At 55.1% G+C, this 16,464-nt stretch carries 14 protein-coding genes; 7 read left to right on the top strand and 7 right to left on the bottom strand.

Translation table 11 applies throughout. The features are described from left to right. The first annotated feature begins 93 nt into the window (after positions 1–93). Positions 94–984, top strand: coding sequence for a LysR family transcriptional regulator (locus JK621_RS11775; RefSeq protein ID WP_249337179.1), 891 nt, complete (start codon positions 94–96; stop codon positions 982–984). A 124-nt stretch (positions 985–1,108) separates the two neighbouring features. On the opposite strand, the gene JK621_RS11780 is transcribed toward JK621_RS11775, so the two are convergent. Then, on the bottom strand, positions 1,109–2,413 hold the full coding sequence (locus tag JK621_RS11780) for an aminotransferase class I/II-fold pyridoxal phosphate-dependent enzyme (protein ID WP_212559960.1): 1,305 nt from the start codon (positions 2,411–2,413) through the stop codon (positions 1,109–1,111). A 67-nt stretch (positions 2,414–2,480) separates the two neighbouring features. Here JK621_RS11780 and JK621_RS11785 point away from each other — a divergent pair, with 67 nt between their 5' ends. Genes JK621_RS11785 through pdxY form a run of 3 tightly spaced genes read left to right on the top strand, consistent with a single transcriptional unit; the run spans position 2,481 to position 4,288 of the window. Beyond that, positions 2,481–2,735 carry a hypothetical protein gene (locus JK621_RS11785; protein WP_212559961.1) on the top strand — a complete coding sequence of 85 codons (255 nt, stop codon included), beginning with the start codon at positions 2,481–2,483 and terminating at the stop codon, positions 2,733–2,735. Beyond that, the gene (locus tag JK621_RS11790; protein ID WP_212559962.1) at positions 2,732–3,448 is read left to right on the top strand and encodes a glutamine amidotransferase; all 717 of its coding nucleotides are present in this window, start codon (positions 2,732–2,734) and stop codon (positions 3,446–3,448) included. Before JK621_RS11785 ends, JK621_RS11790 begins: the two co-directional genes overlap by 4 nt. Continuing rightward, positions 3,449–4,288 (top strand): pyridoxal kinase, encoded by an 840-nt coding sequence (gene pdxY, locus JK621_RS11795; protein WP_212559963.1) that lies wholly within the window; start codon positions 3,449–3,451, stop codon positions 4,286–4,288. Between the two features lie 44 nt (positions 4,289–4,332). Here the strand turns inward: pdxY and JK621_RS11800 are convergent, their stop codons facing one another. The 4 genes from JK621_RS11800 to JK621_RS11815 form a co-directional block, all read right to left on the bottom strand. Then, entirely contained in the window at positions 4,333–5,046 is a 714-nt protein-coding gene (locus JK621_RS11800) for a flagellar brake protein (protein ID WP_212560190.1), read from the bottom strand. Positions 5,047–5,119: 73 nt separating this feature from the next. Beyond that, entirely contained in the window at positions 5,120–5,902 is a 783-nt protein-coding gene (locus JK621_RS11805; protein ID WP_212559964.1) for an N-formylglutamate amidohydrolase, read from the bottom strand. 97 nt (positions 5,903–5,999) lie between these two features. Continuing rightward, complete coding sequence (gene olsF, locus JK621_RS11810) at positions 6,000–7,721, bottom strand: ornithine lipid synthase OlsF (RefSeq protein ID WP_212559965.1); 1,722 nt, start codon at positions 7,719–7,721, stop codon at positions 6,000–6,002. A 257-nt stretch (positions 7,722–7,978) separates the two neighbouring features. Continuing rightward, complete coding sequence (locus JK621_RS11815; protein ID WP_212559966.1) at positions 7,979–9,700, bottom strand: lysophospholipid acyltransferase family protein; 1,722 nt, start codon at positions 9,698–9,700, stop codon at positions 7,979–7,981. A gap of 1,001 nt (positions 9,701–10,701) precedes the next feature. On the opposite strand from JK621_RS11815, the gene ogt reads away from it, so the two are divergent. From ogt to uspE, 3 genes are all read left to right on the top strand, one after another. Continuing rightward, positions 10,702–11,226, top strand: coding sequence for a methylated-DNA--[protein]-cysteine S-methyltransferase (ogt, locus tag JK621_RS11820; protein WP_212559967.1), 525 nt, complete (start codon positions 10,702–10,704; stop codon positions 11,224–11,226). Positions 11,227–11,580: 354 nt separating this feature from the next. Next, a complete protein-coding gene (locus JK621_RS11825; protein ID WP_006319629.1) occupies positions 11,581–12,345 on the top strand; it encodes an FNR family transcription factor in 765 nt (254 codons plus the stop codon). Between the two features lie 126 nt (positions 12,346–12,471). Next, positions 12,472–13,434 (top strand): universal stress protein UspE, encoded by a 963-nt coding sequence (gene uspE, locus JK621_RS11830; RefSeq protein WP_212559968.1) that lies wholly within the window; start codon positions 12,472–12,474, stop codon positions 13,432–13,434. Between the two features lie 56 nt (positions 13,435–13,490). Here the strand turns inward: uspE and pntB are convergent, their stop codons facing one another. Then, complete coding sequence (pntB, locus tag JK621_RS11835; protein ID WP_212559969.1) at positions 13,491–14,885, bottom strand: Re/Si-specific NAD(P)(+) transhydrogenase subunit beta; 1,395 nt, start codon at positions 14,883–14,885, stop codon at positions 13,491–13,493. Positions 14,886–14,895: 10 nt separating this feature from the next. Then, the gene (pntA, locus tag JK621_RS11840; RefSeq protein ID WP_212559970.1) at positions 14,896–16,425 is read right to left on the bottom strand and encodes a Re/Si-specific NAD(P)(+) transhydrogenase subunit alpha; all 1,530 of its coding nucleotides are present in this window, start codon (positions 16,423–16,425) and stop codon (positions 14,896–14,898) included. Positions 16,426–16,464: the final 39 nt, after the last annotated feature.

Raw genomic sequence — 16,464 nt, forward strand, 5'->3', positions numbered from 1 at the left:
GTTGATATTAAAGTGGCTCAAAGTATATTTATTTCAAATTCAGAAAAAAACGAATAGAATTGAATAATTGTTTTCCATAAATAGAAAATAAGCATGGCTGTAAACAACATGGACTGGAACGATTTACGTTTTTTTTTGAGTGTGGCCAGAACGCATAGCCTGACCAAAACAGCCTCTGAGCTCAACGTCAGCCAGTCGACGGTATCAAGAAGAATTGAAGCGATAGAAGCCAGCCTCCGAACTCACCTGTTCGTTCGCCATCAGACCGGGTATTTTTTGACAGATGCAGGGCAAGACGTTGTTAAATACGCTGAAGAGGTGGAAGAGAAAGTACTCTTGCTTGAAAGCAATATATCTGGCTCGGACCTCCGACCGGCGGGAACCGTACGCCTGGCAACGCCGGTAACGCTGGCAAGCCACTTGATTATTCCGGCACTGCCCCGTTTCTATAGCCGTTATCCTGATATCACACTCCAAATCATTACTGGTGTGAATACCATTTCAATATCGCGTCACGATGCCGATCTTGCGCTCCGGCTGGTTCGGCCTAAACAACATACGTTGAAAATACGGAAAGTGGGCCGGATGCCATCAGCCGTCTATGGTTCTAAAACCTATCTCCGTCAACATATTGCGCCCGAGACTGCCCCTCTCGCCGGAAGGCGTTTTATCACGTGGGACAGTTCTTATAGCCACCTGCCATCGTCAACATGGCTTAATGAAACCTATCCGAATATTCCTTCCGCGCTGGTAACAACCAGCGTCGTCTCGCAGATAGCGGCGGTGAAAGCCAATCTTGGTCTGGCGGTATTGCCTTGTTATATCGCATCGCAACATCCTGAAATGGCCGAAGTCATCCCGACAGAAAACGTGTTTGCCGAAGACCTTTGGCTGGTCAGCCATGCCGATATGATCGCATCGACACGCGTCAGGGCCGTTACCGATTTTTTGGCGGAAATTATCACTGAAGCTCGGCTGGCATGAGTTTGTCTTGGAAAGCGGCGTGGTGGCGTATTTAACAGGGTCGAGGAAGGCGCTCGGGCAGCAGAGGCAGAGTTTCATACCCGCCCCATGATTAACTGCCCACTTTGGCTGTGATGCCTCACAGTCAGTTAACCGAGGTGCCGGCGACCATCGCCACCGCCAAATCCTGCGCCAGCCGCTCCCGCGCTTCCTCTGGCAGGTTGGCCAGGCTGATACGGACAGCCGGGCCACTTTTCAGCCGGAACGGCTCACCGCTTTGCACCAGCCAGCCGCGCTGCGCCATAATTTGGCTGGCGGCGGCTTCCGAACGCACCGGCAACCAGATATGCACGCCTTCCCCCGCTGGCAACGGCGTGCCGGCCAGAGCGCCCACTCGCGCCGCCAGCGCATCGCGCCGTGCCTGATAGCTTTCCTGCGCCCGTAACAGCAAGCCATCGCCCTGCACCTGCGTCCATAATTTGACGGCAATCTGCTGCAAGATATGGCTGACCCAGCGCTCACGGATGTATTGATCGGCACGCATCGCTTGCAATAACGGCGGTGCGCCACAGGCCAACGCAATGCGCAAGTCCGGGCTGAGGAACTTACTCAGTGACAACACATAAAGACCGTTGTCGGCACCGCAGGGTAAATGCAGCGGCTGTTGCGACAGCGGCCCCCAGAAATCATCGACGATCGCCAGGCAGCCGGGCTGTTGCGCCAGGAACTCACGCCAACACTTGGCGCGGGCAGCACTGAGCGACATCCCGGTCGGGTTCTGTGCGCGTGGCGTGAGGATCACCGCGCAACCCAGCGTTGCGGCCTCCTTATCCGGCAGCCGGCACCCTTGTTCGTCTATCGCCAGCGGCAGCGGTTTTAAACGAAGATGCCGCAGCAACGTCAACAGCGGTGGCCAACAAGGATCTTCCACCCATACCGCCGCCCCTGGTGCCGCGTGGCAGCGCAGCGCCTTTTCAATGGCATCCAGCGCGCCGGAAAACACCGCTGTCTCACCCAACTCTGCACCTTGTTCGCTGAGCCATTCGCTGCCCAGCGCGCACAATGCCGGTAAATCACCGCTGACGTCATAGCCATTCTGCTGCGGGAATACGTCATCCTTGCCCAGCGACAGCGTCGGTAACAGCGCCGCATCCAGATTGCCACTGGCCAAATCGCACAGGCCTTCAGGCACCCGTCGTACGCTGCGCACCGCCCTTAACGGCTGGTCAAGCACCTGAGTACCGGCGCGGCCGCGGGTGGCCACCAAACCGGCATCCCGCAGCTTGGCGTACGCGCTGGCCACGGTATTAGGGTTCACCCCCAGCTCCCCGGCCAACTGACGCACCGGCGGCAACAGCTCACCCGGTTGCAAATCGCCCCGTTTTATCTGCGCGCCGATCTGTTCAGCAATCTGGACAGCGCTGCCGCCTTTTGCATACAATGATCTCATACATAAAACCTTTTGTATTAGTTCAAAATAGATTACCCGTTTATAACGCAAAAGTTAAGGGGTCAAAATGGAAAAACATTACGTACTCGACATTCAGCATGCCGGCAAAGCCTTCGCTCGCTTGCAGATGTTCACGCCCTGGGCTGCCGACCAACTGCAACAAGCCCGCGCGCTATTCCCCGCCGCGCAGGGCTATCAATTACACATCAGTCAGGTCAAAGAGCGCCGGATTGTTTATCAAAGCGGTACCGGCGGCATTACCGTGCTCGGCGATGCGCTGGAATTGGAGCCTTATCACGACGCCAGGGAAGTAGAGCAATGAAAAAAGTTGTCGCTATCAGGCATGTAAATTTTGAAAACCTCGGTATTCTGGGATCGCTGCTTTCACTGCGTGGCTATCAGATTGATTATTACGATGCCGGCCGTGACGATATTCGCGCCATCAACAATGAAGACACCGATTTGCTGGTGGTGCTCGGTGGGCCGATCAGCGCCGCGCAGCATTTTGCCGGGCAGCAACAGTATCCGTTTCTTAACGACGAGCTGGCGCTGGTCACCCAACGGTTACAGCAACGTCGCCCCACGATCGGCATTTGCCTGGGAGCGCAGGTGATGGCTCAGGCTCTGGGGGCCGACGTCGTCTCGCTGGGCGTGAAAGAGATTGGTTACGCGCCGCTGACGCTGGCGGAAAATGAAGACTCCGTGCTGGCGCCGCTGGCGGCAACGCCGGTGCTGCACTGGCACGGCGATATGTTTACTGTGCCTGAGGGCGCAACCTGGTTGGCCGGCACCGAGGCTTGCCGTTATCAGGCGTTCGAATATCAGGATTTCGCGCTTGGTCTACAGTTCCACCTGGAGGCCGATCATCGGGATATTGAACGCTGGCTGGTTGGCCACGCCTGTGAGCTGGAGTTGGCCGGCATTGCCCCGCAACAATTGCGCGGTCAGGCCGCACGCCATGGCGCTGAGTTGGAACAGCGCGCCCGGCGGGTGTTTGCACGGTGGCTGGATAAAAACGAACAAAGGACGTGTTAGATGCAACAGACTTTTCAATTGCAACCGCCGCAAATCGATGTCATCAGCATTCAATCGCAGGTGGTGTATGGCAGCGTCGGCAACGGTATCGCCTATCGCACCCTGCTGAAAAAAGGGCTGGAAGCGCTGCAGGTGCCCAGCGTGCTGTTCGGCTGCCCGCCCTATTACGGCGCCCCCAGCGGCGGCGTGATCTCAACCGAATGGTTCAGCGGCTTTCTGGACGATTTGATCGTTCGCGGCGTGATGAAACGCACCCGAGCTGTGATCGTCGGCTATCTGGGTGATGTCGCCCAATGTCATGTTCTGGACACCTGGTTGCAGCGCGTTCGCGCTATCAATCCGCAGATAAAAATCTATATCGATCCGGTGATGGGCGATTACGGTGAAGGCGTGTACGTGGACCCGCGCATCGTCAATTACTATCGTTCGCCATTCCTGCGCCTCGCCAACGGCCTGACGCCCAATGGGTTTGAACTGGAACAGCTTTGCGGGCACAGCCTGGTTACGCGTGAACAGACGCTGCACGCCGCGCAGGCGCTGTTGAATGACACTACCGAGTGGGTGTTGGTGACCAGCGCGCCTGGCATAGCGGAAAGCGACGATGAGCTAGGGTTATTGCTGGTCAGCCGCAATCAGGTGCAAAGTTACACCCACCCCAAAATCAAATCCAAGGTGAAAGGCACCGGCGACATGTTTACCGCGCTGCTGGTCAGCCATTTGCTGCACGGCAAAAGCCTCAACGATGCCATAGTGACCGCCGGCGGCGAAGTGTGCGACGTGTTGGCGGAAGCGGAGCATTTCGGGTGGGAGGAGATTGGCAGCCTGCGTGCCTTGAGATAGAACAGAATCATCGAGGGGCAGCCCGCTGCCCCTGTTCGCCGGCTTCAGCGTTTCTTCTTTTTATTGAAATCCAATTCGAACGCAAACACCGCACTCTGGATTTTTCTTTCCATGGCCAGGCCCAGATTGATAAAGCGGCACGACAAACGCGAGAAATGCACCGGTTTGTCCTCGTCGTCAAGCTCCTGATCTCCATTGATCACCATCAGCTCCATATTAACCTTGAAGCTGCCATAACTGCCCAGATCCAACAGCGCCTTTTTGAACAGGAGGCCCGGTTGAAGCTTGTCAGGCAACGGGCCATCGAAGCGCAAGCCCACACCGCCTGCAGAGAGATCGTGGATCCTTAACTGATACGCGGTGCCGTCGGCATATTCGCCGCTGCAGAGAAACTGACGCCAGTGTGGCGTGGTGACGCGGAACTGGCGGCGGCGCTGAATGTAAAACAGCTCTTTTGGCAGGCCGCTAGAACAGACTTGAACGCCCAGGTGGTCGGTAAATTTGGGTTGGCCGACGGTGAACTCGATCTTCGCGTCGTGGCTTTCAATCACGACGGTAAATTCGCCGTCCGCCATGTTATCCGCCTCGTCGCCGCTGAAGACGATATTGTCCGGCCCGACGCTCAATAACAGACTCTGAAACTGCCGCTGCTGGTTAACGACCCTCAGGGGTGTTCGTTGCTTACAAATTTCACGCAAAATCGCCAGAACTTCAAAACGCTCCCGTTTGATAAACAATCCGTTATCATTGTGCTCCACACGTCTCTCCTGACTCTTCCCAATGGCGATTACAAATTCCTTATAGTTATCATCACTGGGAATATTCCTAAAGTCAAATTTGCCAGCGATGCCAGGCCTGTGGGAACAGTCTTGCGAAGCGTTTTGCCCAAGCCCGCTGACCAGGTTCATCGGCGATCAGGTCCTGGCGGATCTCGATGCCAACGTAAGGTAACCGACGCCGCTCCGCATGCACCGGCAAGGTGTAATCCGTCGCATCGGTCATCGCGTAAGGTTCGTTGACCCCCACCTGCAAATCCCCTTCCTCCCGCAACAACTCAGCCAGCAGGTGGGCAAACTCCGGTTGGCGATTAAACAACAACCCAACTTGCCAGGGACGGGAGTTACCTTTGAACACCGGCGTAAAACTGTGCATTGCGATAATGGCGGTCGGCTTTCCGCGCAGCTGTCGTTCGCCCAGCGTATGGTCAATGCTGTGATGATACGGCAGGAAAATCTCACGCTCGCGGGCCAACGCATGCTCGGCATCAATGCCGATATTGCCGGGAACAGGCGTCAGTTCCGACAGCGACGGGATCGAACTGGCGATGCCGGGGGCCCGATTGCAGTCAATCACTAAACGCGAGTAACGCTGATGAATCAACGTGGCGTCCAGATGGCGACTAAGATGACGTGAAACCGCCAAGGCGCCGATATCCCAACCGATATGACGGTCGATTTCACCGGGCGGCAGGCCCAGATCACCCAAACGTTGCGGTATCGCCTGGCCGGCATGATCGCACAGTAATAAAAAAGGCGCGGCACCGTTGGGCGTTTCAACCGCAACGGCGGGTGGCTCATCGGCGGATAGCAACTGCGGGATAAAGGACTGTGACATGCAAAACTCCTGGGTGGGATAAACCTTTATCCTAGCGCTATCCCACCACTGGCCCCAAGCCGGGGCTTAGATCAAAAACGCATGAACGCGGGGCCGATCACTCTATGCAAGCGTCCTGCGGTTGATGAACCGCAATATAGCGCTGGAAGCGCGACGGTTTAAGCCGGGTGAGATCAACCAACACCAAGCCGTCGATGCAGTTGTTGAACGCCGGATCTGTACCGAAATCAATAAACTGCACCCCGCCCGGCTCGCACAGCTCGGTATACTGTTTATACAAGGTAGGGATCGAGCAGCCGATATTGCTCAGCAGGCTTTTCAGCCGCACCAGATCTTCTTGATAATTATCGCCGGCAAACTGCGCCAGGACCTGCGGCAACGAAGCCGGGTAAGGTTGACGCGACTGCGCCAGCGCGCTCCCCGGTGAGAAATACAGCCGGTAGAAGGCAATCAACAGATCACGCGCCGCCACCGGCATGCCGCCGGAGATGGAGACCGGCCCAAACAGATAGCGATACTGCGGATATTTGGCCAGATAGGCGCCGATGCCCAACCACAGGTAATCCAGCCCACGCTTGCCCCAGTAAGCCGGTTGGATAAAGCTGCGACCCAGTTCTATGCCCTGCGCCAGGATCGGCGCCATATCGCGGTCATAATGGAACAGGCTGTTGCTGTAGATACTTTCCAGCCCCTTGCGCTCCAGCTGCTCGGCGGTGGGAATAAAGCGGTAAGCGCCGACGATTTCCAGTTCGTCCGCATCCCATAACACCAGGTGATAATAGTCGTCGTCATAGCTGTCCAGATCGCGCCGACGGCCGGAGCCTTCGCCCACCGCGCGGAAAGCAATCTCGCGCAGGCGACCTAATTCACGCAGGATGGGTGTACGCGCCTCATCCTGGCGGCGATACAGGTAAATGATTTTACCGTCCGGCGTTACGCCGAGCCGCTCGCAGTTGGCCAGCGCTTTCTTCAGCTCAAGCCGATCCTCAGGCAGGGCGATGGCCGATTCGCTGGCGAACAGCCCTTCCTTGCCCTGGCCCAAACGATAAACGTGACGACGGAAGCGCTCGGCCAAATCTTTGGCGCTGGTGTGGCCATCGTGCCAGTTGGCGAACGGAATACGGCCGCCAACGCGGATTTTGATACGGCCGCCCTGCTGCTGGAACATTTCACGCACCAGCAACAGGGTAGATAACGGGCGATAAATCAATGAAGTGAAATAAAACAGATTGCTGTTACGCGCGCTGATGTGGATCGGCACAATCGGCGCCCGCGCCTTGGCCGCCAGGCGTAGAAAGCCGGTATGCCAGTGGCCGTCGCGGATGCCTTTCGGGCTCATGCGCGACACTTCACCGGCGGGGAACAGGATCAGCGCGCCCTGTTTATCGAGTTGCGCCTGCATACCTTCGATTTGCTTGCGGCTGGTTTTATAGCCTACGTTGTCCACCGGCACGAACAGGCTGCGCAGCGGTTCTATATAGGTCAGCAGCTGGCTGGCAACCACCTTTACATCCGGCCGCACCGCCGCGACTGCACGCAGCAGCACCAGTCCGTCCAACGAGCCGATCGGGTGATTTGCCACCAGCACCACCGGCCCCTGGCTGGGAATGTTTTCCAGGTCACCGTCTACCAGTTCACAACTGAGGTTGAAGTAGTCCACCACTTGTTCGATCAAATCCAGCCCTTTCAGGTGCGGATAATCGGCGGCAAACTGTTTGAATTCTTTTTCGAAGAGTAAGGTTCTCAGCAGGCTACGCTGCCAGGCAGGGGTATTGCGGTGTGGAAATGCATCTTGCAACAGAGAATCCAAGCTGAACATCGCGTTATCTCCTGGCTTAGTCGCTGCAAACTTAAGCCAGCGCTATGACCCTAACATGTCAGTTACATGACAAAAAAATGAAATCCCTCGACCTATCAGGTATAGCAAATTATTGAAGGTAGGGTGGCGATGGTTTTTCCATCACTGCCGATATCGCATTTTAAGCTACCGACGCCGCTGCCCAGAGGGATTGACTGTCGGCATGCCGTTACTGCTGCCTATCCCCCCAGAACAAAAACGCATGAACGCGGGGCCGATCACTCTACGCAAGCTTCCTTCGGTTGATGAACCGCAATATAGCGTTGGTAGCGCGACGGTTTAATCCGGGTGAGATCAACCAACACCAGCCCGTCGATGCAGTTGCTGAACGCCGGATCTGTGCCGAAATCAATAAACTGCACCCCGCCCGGCTCGCACAGCTCGGTATACTGTTTATATAAGGTGGGGATCGAGCAACCGATGTTGCTCAGCAGGCTTTTCAACCGCACCAGATCTTCTTGATAATTATCGCCGGCAAACTGCGCCAGGACCTGCGGCGACGAAGCCGGGTAAGGTTGACGCGACTGCGCCCGCGCGCTCCCCCGTGAGAAATACAACCGGTAGAAGGCAATCAACAAATCATGCGCCACCCCCGGCATCTTGCCGGAGATGGAGACCGGCCCAAACAGATAGCGGTGCTGCGGATATTTGGCCAGATAGGCGCCAATGCCCAACCACAGGTAATCCAGCCCACGCTTGCCCCAGTAGGCCGGTTGGATAAAGCTGCGGTCCAGCTCGAGGGCCTGCGCCAGGATCGGCGCCATCTCGCGACCAAAATGAAACAGGCTGCTGCTGTAGATACTTTCCGGCCCCTTGCGCTCCAACTGCTCGGCGGTGGAAATAAAACGGTAAGCGCCGACGATTTCCATCTCGTTCACATCCCATAACACCAGGTGATAATAGTCATCGTCATAGCTGTCCAGATCGCGACGACGGCCGGAGCCTTCGCCCACCGCGCGGAAAGCGATTTCGCGCAGGCGACCTAATTCACGCAGGATGGGCGTACGCACCTCATCCTGGCGGCGATACAGATAAATGATTTTACCGTCCGGCGTTACGCCAAGTTGTTCGCAGTTAGCCAGCGCCTTCTTCAGCTCAAGCCGATCCTCAGGCAGGGCGATGGCCGATTCGCTGGCGAACAGCCCTTCCTTGCCTTTGCCCAGACGATAGACGTGGCGCCGAAAACGGTCGGCCAAATCTTTGTCGCTGGTGTGGCCATCGTGCCAGTTGGCGAACGGAATGCGGCCGCCAACGCGGATTTTGATACGGCCGCCCTGCTGCTGGAACATTTCACGCACCAGCAACAGGGTGGATAACGGGCGATAAATCAATGAAGTGAAATAAAACAGATTGCTGTTACGCGCACTAATGTGGATCGGCACAATCGGCGCCCGTGCCTTGGCCGCCAGGCGTAAAAAACCGGTATGCCAGTGGCGGTCGCGAATGCCTTTCGGGCTGATGCGCGACACTTCACCGGCGGGGAACAGGATCAGTGCGCCCTGTTGATCGAGTTGCGCCTGCAAGCCTTCGATTTGCTCGCGGTTGGTTTTGTCGCCCAGGTTACCCACCGGCACAAACAGGCTGCGCAGCGGTTTTATATAGGTCAGCAGCTGGCTGGCAACTACTTTTACATCCGGCCGCACCGCCGCGACTGCACGCAGCAGCATCAGCCCTTCCAGCGAGCCGATCGGGTGATTTGCCACCAGCACCACCGGCCCCTGGCTGGGAATGTTTTCCAGGTCACCGTCTACCAGTTCACAGCTGAGGTTGAAGTAGTCCACCACTTGTTCAATCAAATCCAGCCCTTTCAGGTGCGGATAATCGGCGGCAAACTGTTTGAATTCTTTTTCGAAGAGTAAGGTTCTCAGCAGGCTACGCTGCCAGGCAGGGGTATTGCGGTGTGGAAATGCATCTTGCAACAGAGAATCCAAGCTGAACATCGCGTTATCTCCCGGCTTTGCCGCTGCAAACCTCCGACAGCGCCATAACCCTAACATGTCAGTTACATGACAAAACAATAAAATCCCTCGACCTGTCAGGCACATCAGCTTATTGAAGATAGGGCGGCAATGGTTTTTCCATCATCTCCGCCGCCGCATTGTTATGCGCCTGAAACGATCGCTCATAGGTACCAACTGCGGTAAACATGCCGTCGCACACTGCGCACTATACTCGTAACCCTGACTGCCCACCACAAAAAACATTAATATAATTTCACTATCACTCATTTTATCGCGTTACTTCATTCATCCTCACCATGATCAAATCCATCAACGAAGAGAATTTCGACATTTCTTAAAATAATTTTACACACGAAGTAACTTGCAATTTATTTCTTTATTTTAAATCAATGTACTTTATTTAATTCTTGTTAATTAAATGAGTTTCAAATCAATTAAAAGAGGGATTGGCGATATCCAACCCCCACACAACACTGGCGTTATCCATCATCTGTCGATAAAAAATAAAACCAATAAAATCAAATGGAAGAATAAAGCACACTTCGAAAAAAGAACTATTACACCTACTTGTCAAATACGCATGGATAACGGCGACGTCGTTTCCGCCGGATATCTAAAAATCACTTAAATTTATTTCCCCCACATCACCATTTCGATAAATAAAATATCATATGAATTAATTTTAGTCATAACCATTGATGGCAAAAATAATAACAGCAGGATACGAAGAGTAATCATCGACTATAGCCAATCCCGTAAAGACGGTGTGCCATCAATGAAAAATCATTAAAAACACCGGAATTAAACATAAAATTAACTTATGATTATATGTGTTCATTAATGGTTTATCTCCATCGAACACCGTCGATATCTGGCGAACAGCAAAGCTTCATCCCCCTCCATCTTCATGTCCGAAATCCGCCATCGCCCCGCCGCATTTCGTGCAATAATCTCCCCATCAACCGAGAGGAGTAATCAAAATGCAGACCTTTTTTATTGATCGTATGGCAACGCCGGTTGGTGAACTGGTGCTGATTGCCGACGAACAGGACCGTTTACGCGCCATCGACTGGACCGAGCACGAAGTGCGACTGATGAAGCTGCTGAATACCCATTACCGTGCCGACCGTTTCCAATTGCAGGAAAAAGCCAACCCCGGCGGCCTGACCGACATCATGCAGCGCTATTTTGCCGGTGAGCTGACGGTGATAGACAACCTGCCGGTGATGACCGCAGGCACTGAGTTCCAGCGCACCGTCTGGCAGCAACTGCGCCGGATACCCTGCGGCGAGATCATCACCTATGGCGAATTGGCGAAACGCATCGGGCGCCCGACCGCTTCCCGCGCGGTCGGTATGGCCAATGGTTCCAACCCGATCAGCATCGTGGTGCCATGCCACCGGGTGATTGGCTCGCAGGGGGCGTTGACCGGTTATGCCGGGGGCGTGCAACGCAAACAGTGGCTGTTGAAACACGAAGGCTATTTGCAGAACGATCTGCTTTAATGCATCTCGACGCGCTTTTGCGCCGCTGGGGAAAAGCGTTCGGCCGGAACGCATCAGGCAATATCACCCGATTCCGGCCATAAATGCGCACCTCAGGATGGCAAACACCGAGAGTGGAATAATGCTTAGCCTAAAAACCCTGCCGGACCCGAAGTTACCGACGGCTGTCTGGCGGGTAAAGCATTTGCATAAGTTATGAGAAAATCAAAAGTATTCAGTCAGCTACAGGACAATCAGCGGCACAACAGAACAAAAATCGCACACAATGCCCCTGTTCATATTAATGCTACTCTTATCACCTGCGGCAAAAGATGTTAAAATTGACGCATATCAATTATTGAATGAGCGTAATCTATGATCCCGGAAAAACGCGTGATTCGTCGTATCCAGTCTGGTGGTTGTGCGATCCATTGTCAGGACTGCAGCATCAGCCAGCTGTGCATTCCTTTTACTCTTAATGCTCATGAGCTGGACCAGCTCGACAACATTATCGAAAGGAAAAAGCCTATCCAAAAGGGGCAAACCCTGTTTAAGGCCGGCGATGAACTGAAATCGTTGTACGCTATCCGCTCCGGGACCATCAAGAGCTACACCATTACCGAACAGGGTGATGAACAAATCACCGGCTTCCATCTGGCAGGCGATTTGGTCGGTTTTGACGCCATCGGCGGCCTGAAGCACCCAAGTTTCGCTCAGGCGCTGGAAACCGCAATGGTCTGCGAGATCCCGTTTGAAACGCTGGACGACCTTTCCGGTAAAATGCCTAACCTGCGCCAGCAAATCATGCGTTTGATGAGCGGCGAGATTAAGGGCGACCAGGATATGATCCTGCTGCTGTCGAAGAAAAATGCCGAAGAGCGCCTGGCGGCGTTCGTTTACAATCTGTCGCGCCGCTTTGCGGAACGGGGCTTCTCGCCGCGTGAGTTCCGCCTGACCATGACCCGTGGCGACATCGGCAACTATCTCGGCCTGACGGTTGAGACCATCAGCCGCCTGCTGGGCCGCTTCCAGAAAAGCGAAATCCTCAGCGTGAAGGGCAAATACATCACCATCGAAAACGTCGACGCCCTGTCGGTGTTGGCCGGCACACCCCGCATCAACGTAGCCGTAAGCGCCTGATCCCATGCCAGGTCAATAATTCCTCAGAATTATTGACCTGGCACATCTCCACCGCTGTTCTGTTTTTCAATGTTGGGTTACTCTGTAAATTAACAGACTGTTGATTTTCAGCTGTAAGGAGGCCCTATGGCGAAGTATCAGAATCTTCTGGTGGCTATTGACCCCAATCAGGACGATCAGCCGGCGCTGCGCCGGGCGGTTTACCTGGTCAAACGGAATGGCGGGCGTATCAAAGCCTTCCTTCCTATCTATGACTTCTCTTACGAGATGACGACCCTGCTCTCCCCCGACGAACGGACGGCGATGCGGCAAGGCGTTATCAGCCAACGCGCCGCGTGGATTAACGAGCAATGCCGTTTTTACCTCGACGAAGGCGTTCCTATTGAAATCAAAGTGGTCTGGCATAACCGCCCTTTCGAGGCAATTATTCAGGAAGTGATCGCCGCCAAGCATGATTTACTGCTGAAAATGGCGCATCAGCACGACCGGCTGGAATCAGTCATTTTCACGCCGACCGACTGGCACCTGTTACGCAAATGTCCGTGCCCGGTGTGGATGGTCAAAGATCAACCTTGGCCGGAAGGCGGCAAAGCGGTGGTCGCCGTCAATCTGGCCAGCGAAGAACCCTATCACGATCCGCTGAACATCAAGCTGGTGCAGGAAACCGTCGAACTGGCGCAAAACGTAAACCAGACGGAAGTGCATCTGGTCGGAGCCTACCCCGTTACTCCTATCAATATCGCCATTGAACTGCCTGATTTTGATCCCAGCGTCTATAACGACGCCATTCGCGGACAGCATCTGATCGCCATGAAGGCATTAAGGCAGAAGTTCTGTATTGCCGAAGAGTTCACCCACGTTGAAAAAGGCCTGCCGGAAGAGGTGATCCCGGACCTGGCCGAACACTTGCAAGCGGGCGTGGTGGTGTTGGGGACATTAGGCCGCACCGGTATCTCCGCGGCGTTTATCGGCAACACGGCAGAACATGTGATCGACCATCTGAAATGTGACCTGCTGGTGATTAAGCCGGAAAACTTCAACTGCCCCATCGAAGTCGATGAAGACGATGAGCACGACGACGAGGACTGAACTTCGGGTATAAAAAAACACGGGCCAATTCAGGCCCGTGTTTTTATTGGTTGCGATTAATCCTGCAACGCTCTCAGTATCGCTTCCACGCTCTCTTTGGCATCCCCGAACAGCATCTGAGTGTTCTCTTTGAAGAACAGCGGGTTCTGCACGCCGGCGTAACCGGTGTTCATCGAACGTTTAAAAGCAATCACGTTTTGCGCTTTCCACACTTCCAGCACCGGCATACCGGCGATCGGGCTACGCGGATCCTCCAGCGCGGCCGGGTTCACCGTGTCGTTGGCGCCGATCACCAGCACGGTATCGGTATCCGGGAAATCTTCGTTGATTTCGTCCATCTCCAACACCACGTCGTACGGCACCCTGGCTTCCGCCAACAGCACGTTCATGTGGCCCGGTAAACGCCCGGCAACCGGATGAATGCCGAAACGCACTTTGATACCGCGCGCGCGCAATTTTTCGGTGATTTCCGCCACCGGATACTGCGCCTGCGCGACCGCCATGCCATAACCTGGAGTGATGATCACCGAAGTGGAATTCTTCAGCTGCTCGGCAACCTCTTCCGCCGTGGTTTCACGATACTCGCCCATTTCTTCCGCATTGCCGGTCGAGGAACCATCGGTACCGAAACCGCCGGCGATCACGCTGATAAACGAACGGTTCATCGCCTTACACATAATGTAAGACAGGATAGCACCCGAGGACCCCACCAACGCGCCGGTGACGATCAACAAATCGTTGCTCAGCATAAAGCCCGCCGCTGCGGCCGCCCAGCCCGAATAGGAGTTGAGCATCGACACGACTACCGGCATATCCGCGCCACCGATAGAAGCAACCAAATGCCAACCAAACGCCAGCGCGATCGCAGTCATCAGCACCAACGCCACCGCCTGCCAGCCCACGCTGTCGGCGCGAACGAACACCACCAGCAGCAGGAAGGAGATCACCAACGCCGCCAGGTTCATCTTGTGGCGATTCGGCAAGGCCAGCGGTTTGGATGAGATGATGCCGCGCAGTTTACCGAAAGCGACAATCGAACCGGTGAAGGTGACCGCACCGATAAAGATGCCAAGGAACACCTCGGTCAGATGGATATTCTCCATCACCGGCTCCATCGGCGCGCCGTGATCCAGATAGCTGTTCAAGCCCACCAATACCGCCGTCAGGCCAACGAAACTGTGCAGCACCGCCACCAACTCCGGCATTTCGGTCATTTCGACTTTTTTCGCCAGATAGACGCCGATGGAGCCACCGATAATCATCGCAATGATGATCCAACCCACGTTGCCGGAATCCGGCCCGAGGATAGTGGCAATCAACGCAATCGCCATCCCGGCGACGCCAAACAGGTTGCCCTGCTTCGAGGTTTCATGGCGCGACAAACCGGCCAGGCTGCAAATAAACAAAATAGCGGCAACAATGTATGCAGCTGTAACTAATCCTCCAGACATGTGTTACCCCTTAGTTCTTGCGGAACATCTTCAGCATGCGCTGAGTGACGGTGAATCCACCAAAAATATTGATGCTGGCAATCAGCACGGCGATGAAGGAGAGGAAACTCACCCAGCCGCCGTGGCCAATTTGCAATAACGCACCGACCACGATAATCCCTGAGATCGCATTGGTGACCGACATCAATGGGGTATGCAATGCATGGCTGACGTTCCAGACCACGTAGTAACCCACCACGCAGGCCAGCGCAAACACGGTAAAGTGAGACAGGAACTCTTTTGGCGCCGCATTGGCCAGCCAGCCGAACAGAACGATCGCCAGCGCGATCAGCCCGTATTTCAGCCAAGGTGAAACCGGTTTTGCCGCCGGTTTGGCGGCCGGAGCCGCTGCCGGCGCCTGTTTCGGTTGGGCAGAAACCTGGATTGGCGGAGCCGGCCAGGTCACCTCGCCGCTGCGCACCACGGTGACGCCGCGGATCACGGTGTCTTCGAAATCGATATCGATTTCGCCGTTTTTCTCTTTCGACAGCAATTTCAGCAGGTTAACCAGGTTGGTGCCGTACAGCTGCGAAGACTGGGTCGGCAAACGGCTTGGCAGATCGGTATAGCCAATGATTTTTACGCCATTATCGGTGACGGTCACGCGGTCGGCCACCGTCAGCTCACAGTTGCCGCCATTTTGCGCGGCCAGATCGACGATCACGCTGCCCGGCTTCATCGAAGCCACCATCTCTTTAGTGATAAGCTTGGGTGCCGGCTTGCCCGGGATCAGCGCAGTGGTGACAATAATGTCGACCTCTGCCGCCTGGGCGGCAAACAGCGCCATCTCGGCCTTGATAAAGGCTTCGGACATCACTTTGGCATAGCCGTCGCCGCTGCCCGCTTCTTCCTCAAAGTCCAGCTCGAGGAATTCCGCGCCCATACTCTGCACTTGTTCTTTAACTTCCGGGCGGGTATCGAAGGCGCGCACAATAGCTCCCAGACTCCCTGCGGCACCAATCGCCGCCAACCCCGCTACGCCTGCGCCGATGATCATCACTTTCGCCGGTGGAACCTTGCCGGCGGCGGTGATCTGGCCGGTGAAGAAACGGCCAAACTCGTGCGCCGCTTCAACAATCGCGCGGTAGCCGGCGATATTGGCCATCGAGCTCAGCGCATCCATCGACTGCGCGCGGGAGATACGCGGCACCGAATCCATCGCCATCGCGGTGACGTTGCGCGCAGCCAGTTTTTCGATAAGCTCCGGGTTTTGCGCCGGCCAGATAAAACTGACCAACGTACTGCCCTCGCGCATTAACGCAATCTCGTCCTCTTGCGGCGCGTTAACTTTCAAAATCAGATCCGATTGCCAGACGTCGGCAGTGTCGGTGATCGTTGCTCCTGCGGTTTCATACGCCGCATTGTCAAAACTTGCCAGTTTACCCGCGTCGCTTTCGACAGCGACGGTAAAGCCCAGCTTCAGCAGTTGTTCCACCGTTTTCGGCGTTGCTGCAACACGGGCTTCATTGGCCAACCGTTCTCTTGGTACACCAATACGCATAATGTTCCCTTCTCACCTGTCTTTGATGATGTTTATTAT

The sequence above is a fragment of the Serratia plymuthica genome (assembly GCF_018336935.1).
GTDB lineage: Bacteria > Pseudomonadota > Gammaproteobacteria > Enterobacterales > Enterobacteriaceae > Serratia > Serratia plymuthica_B.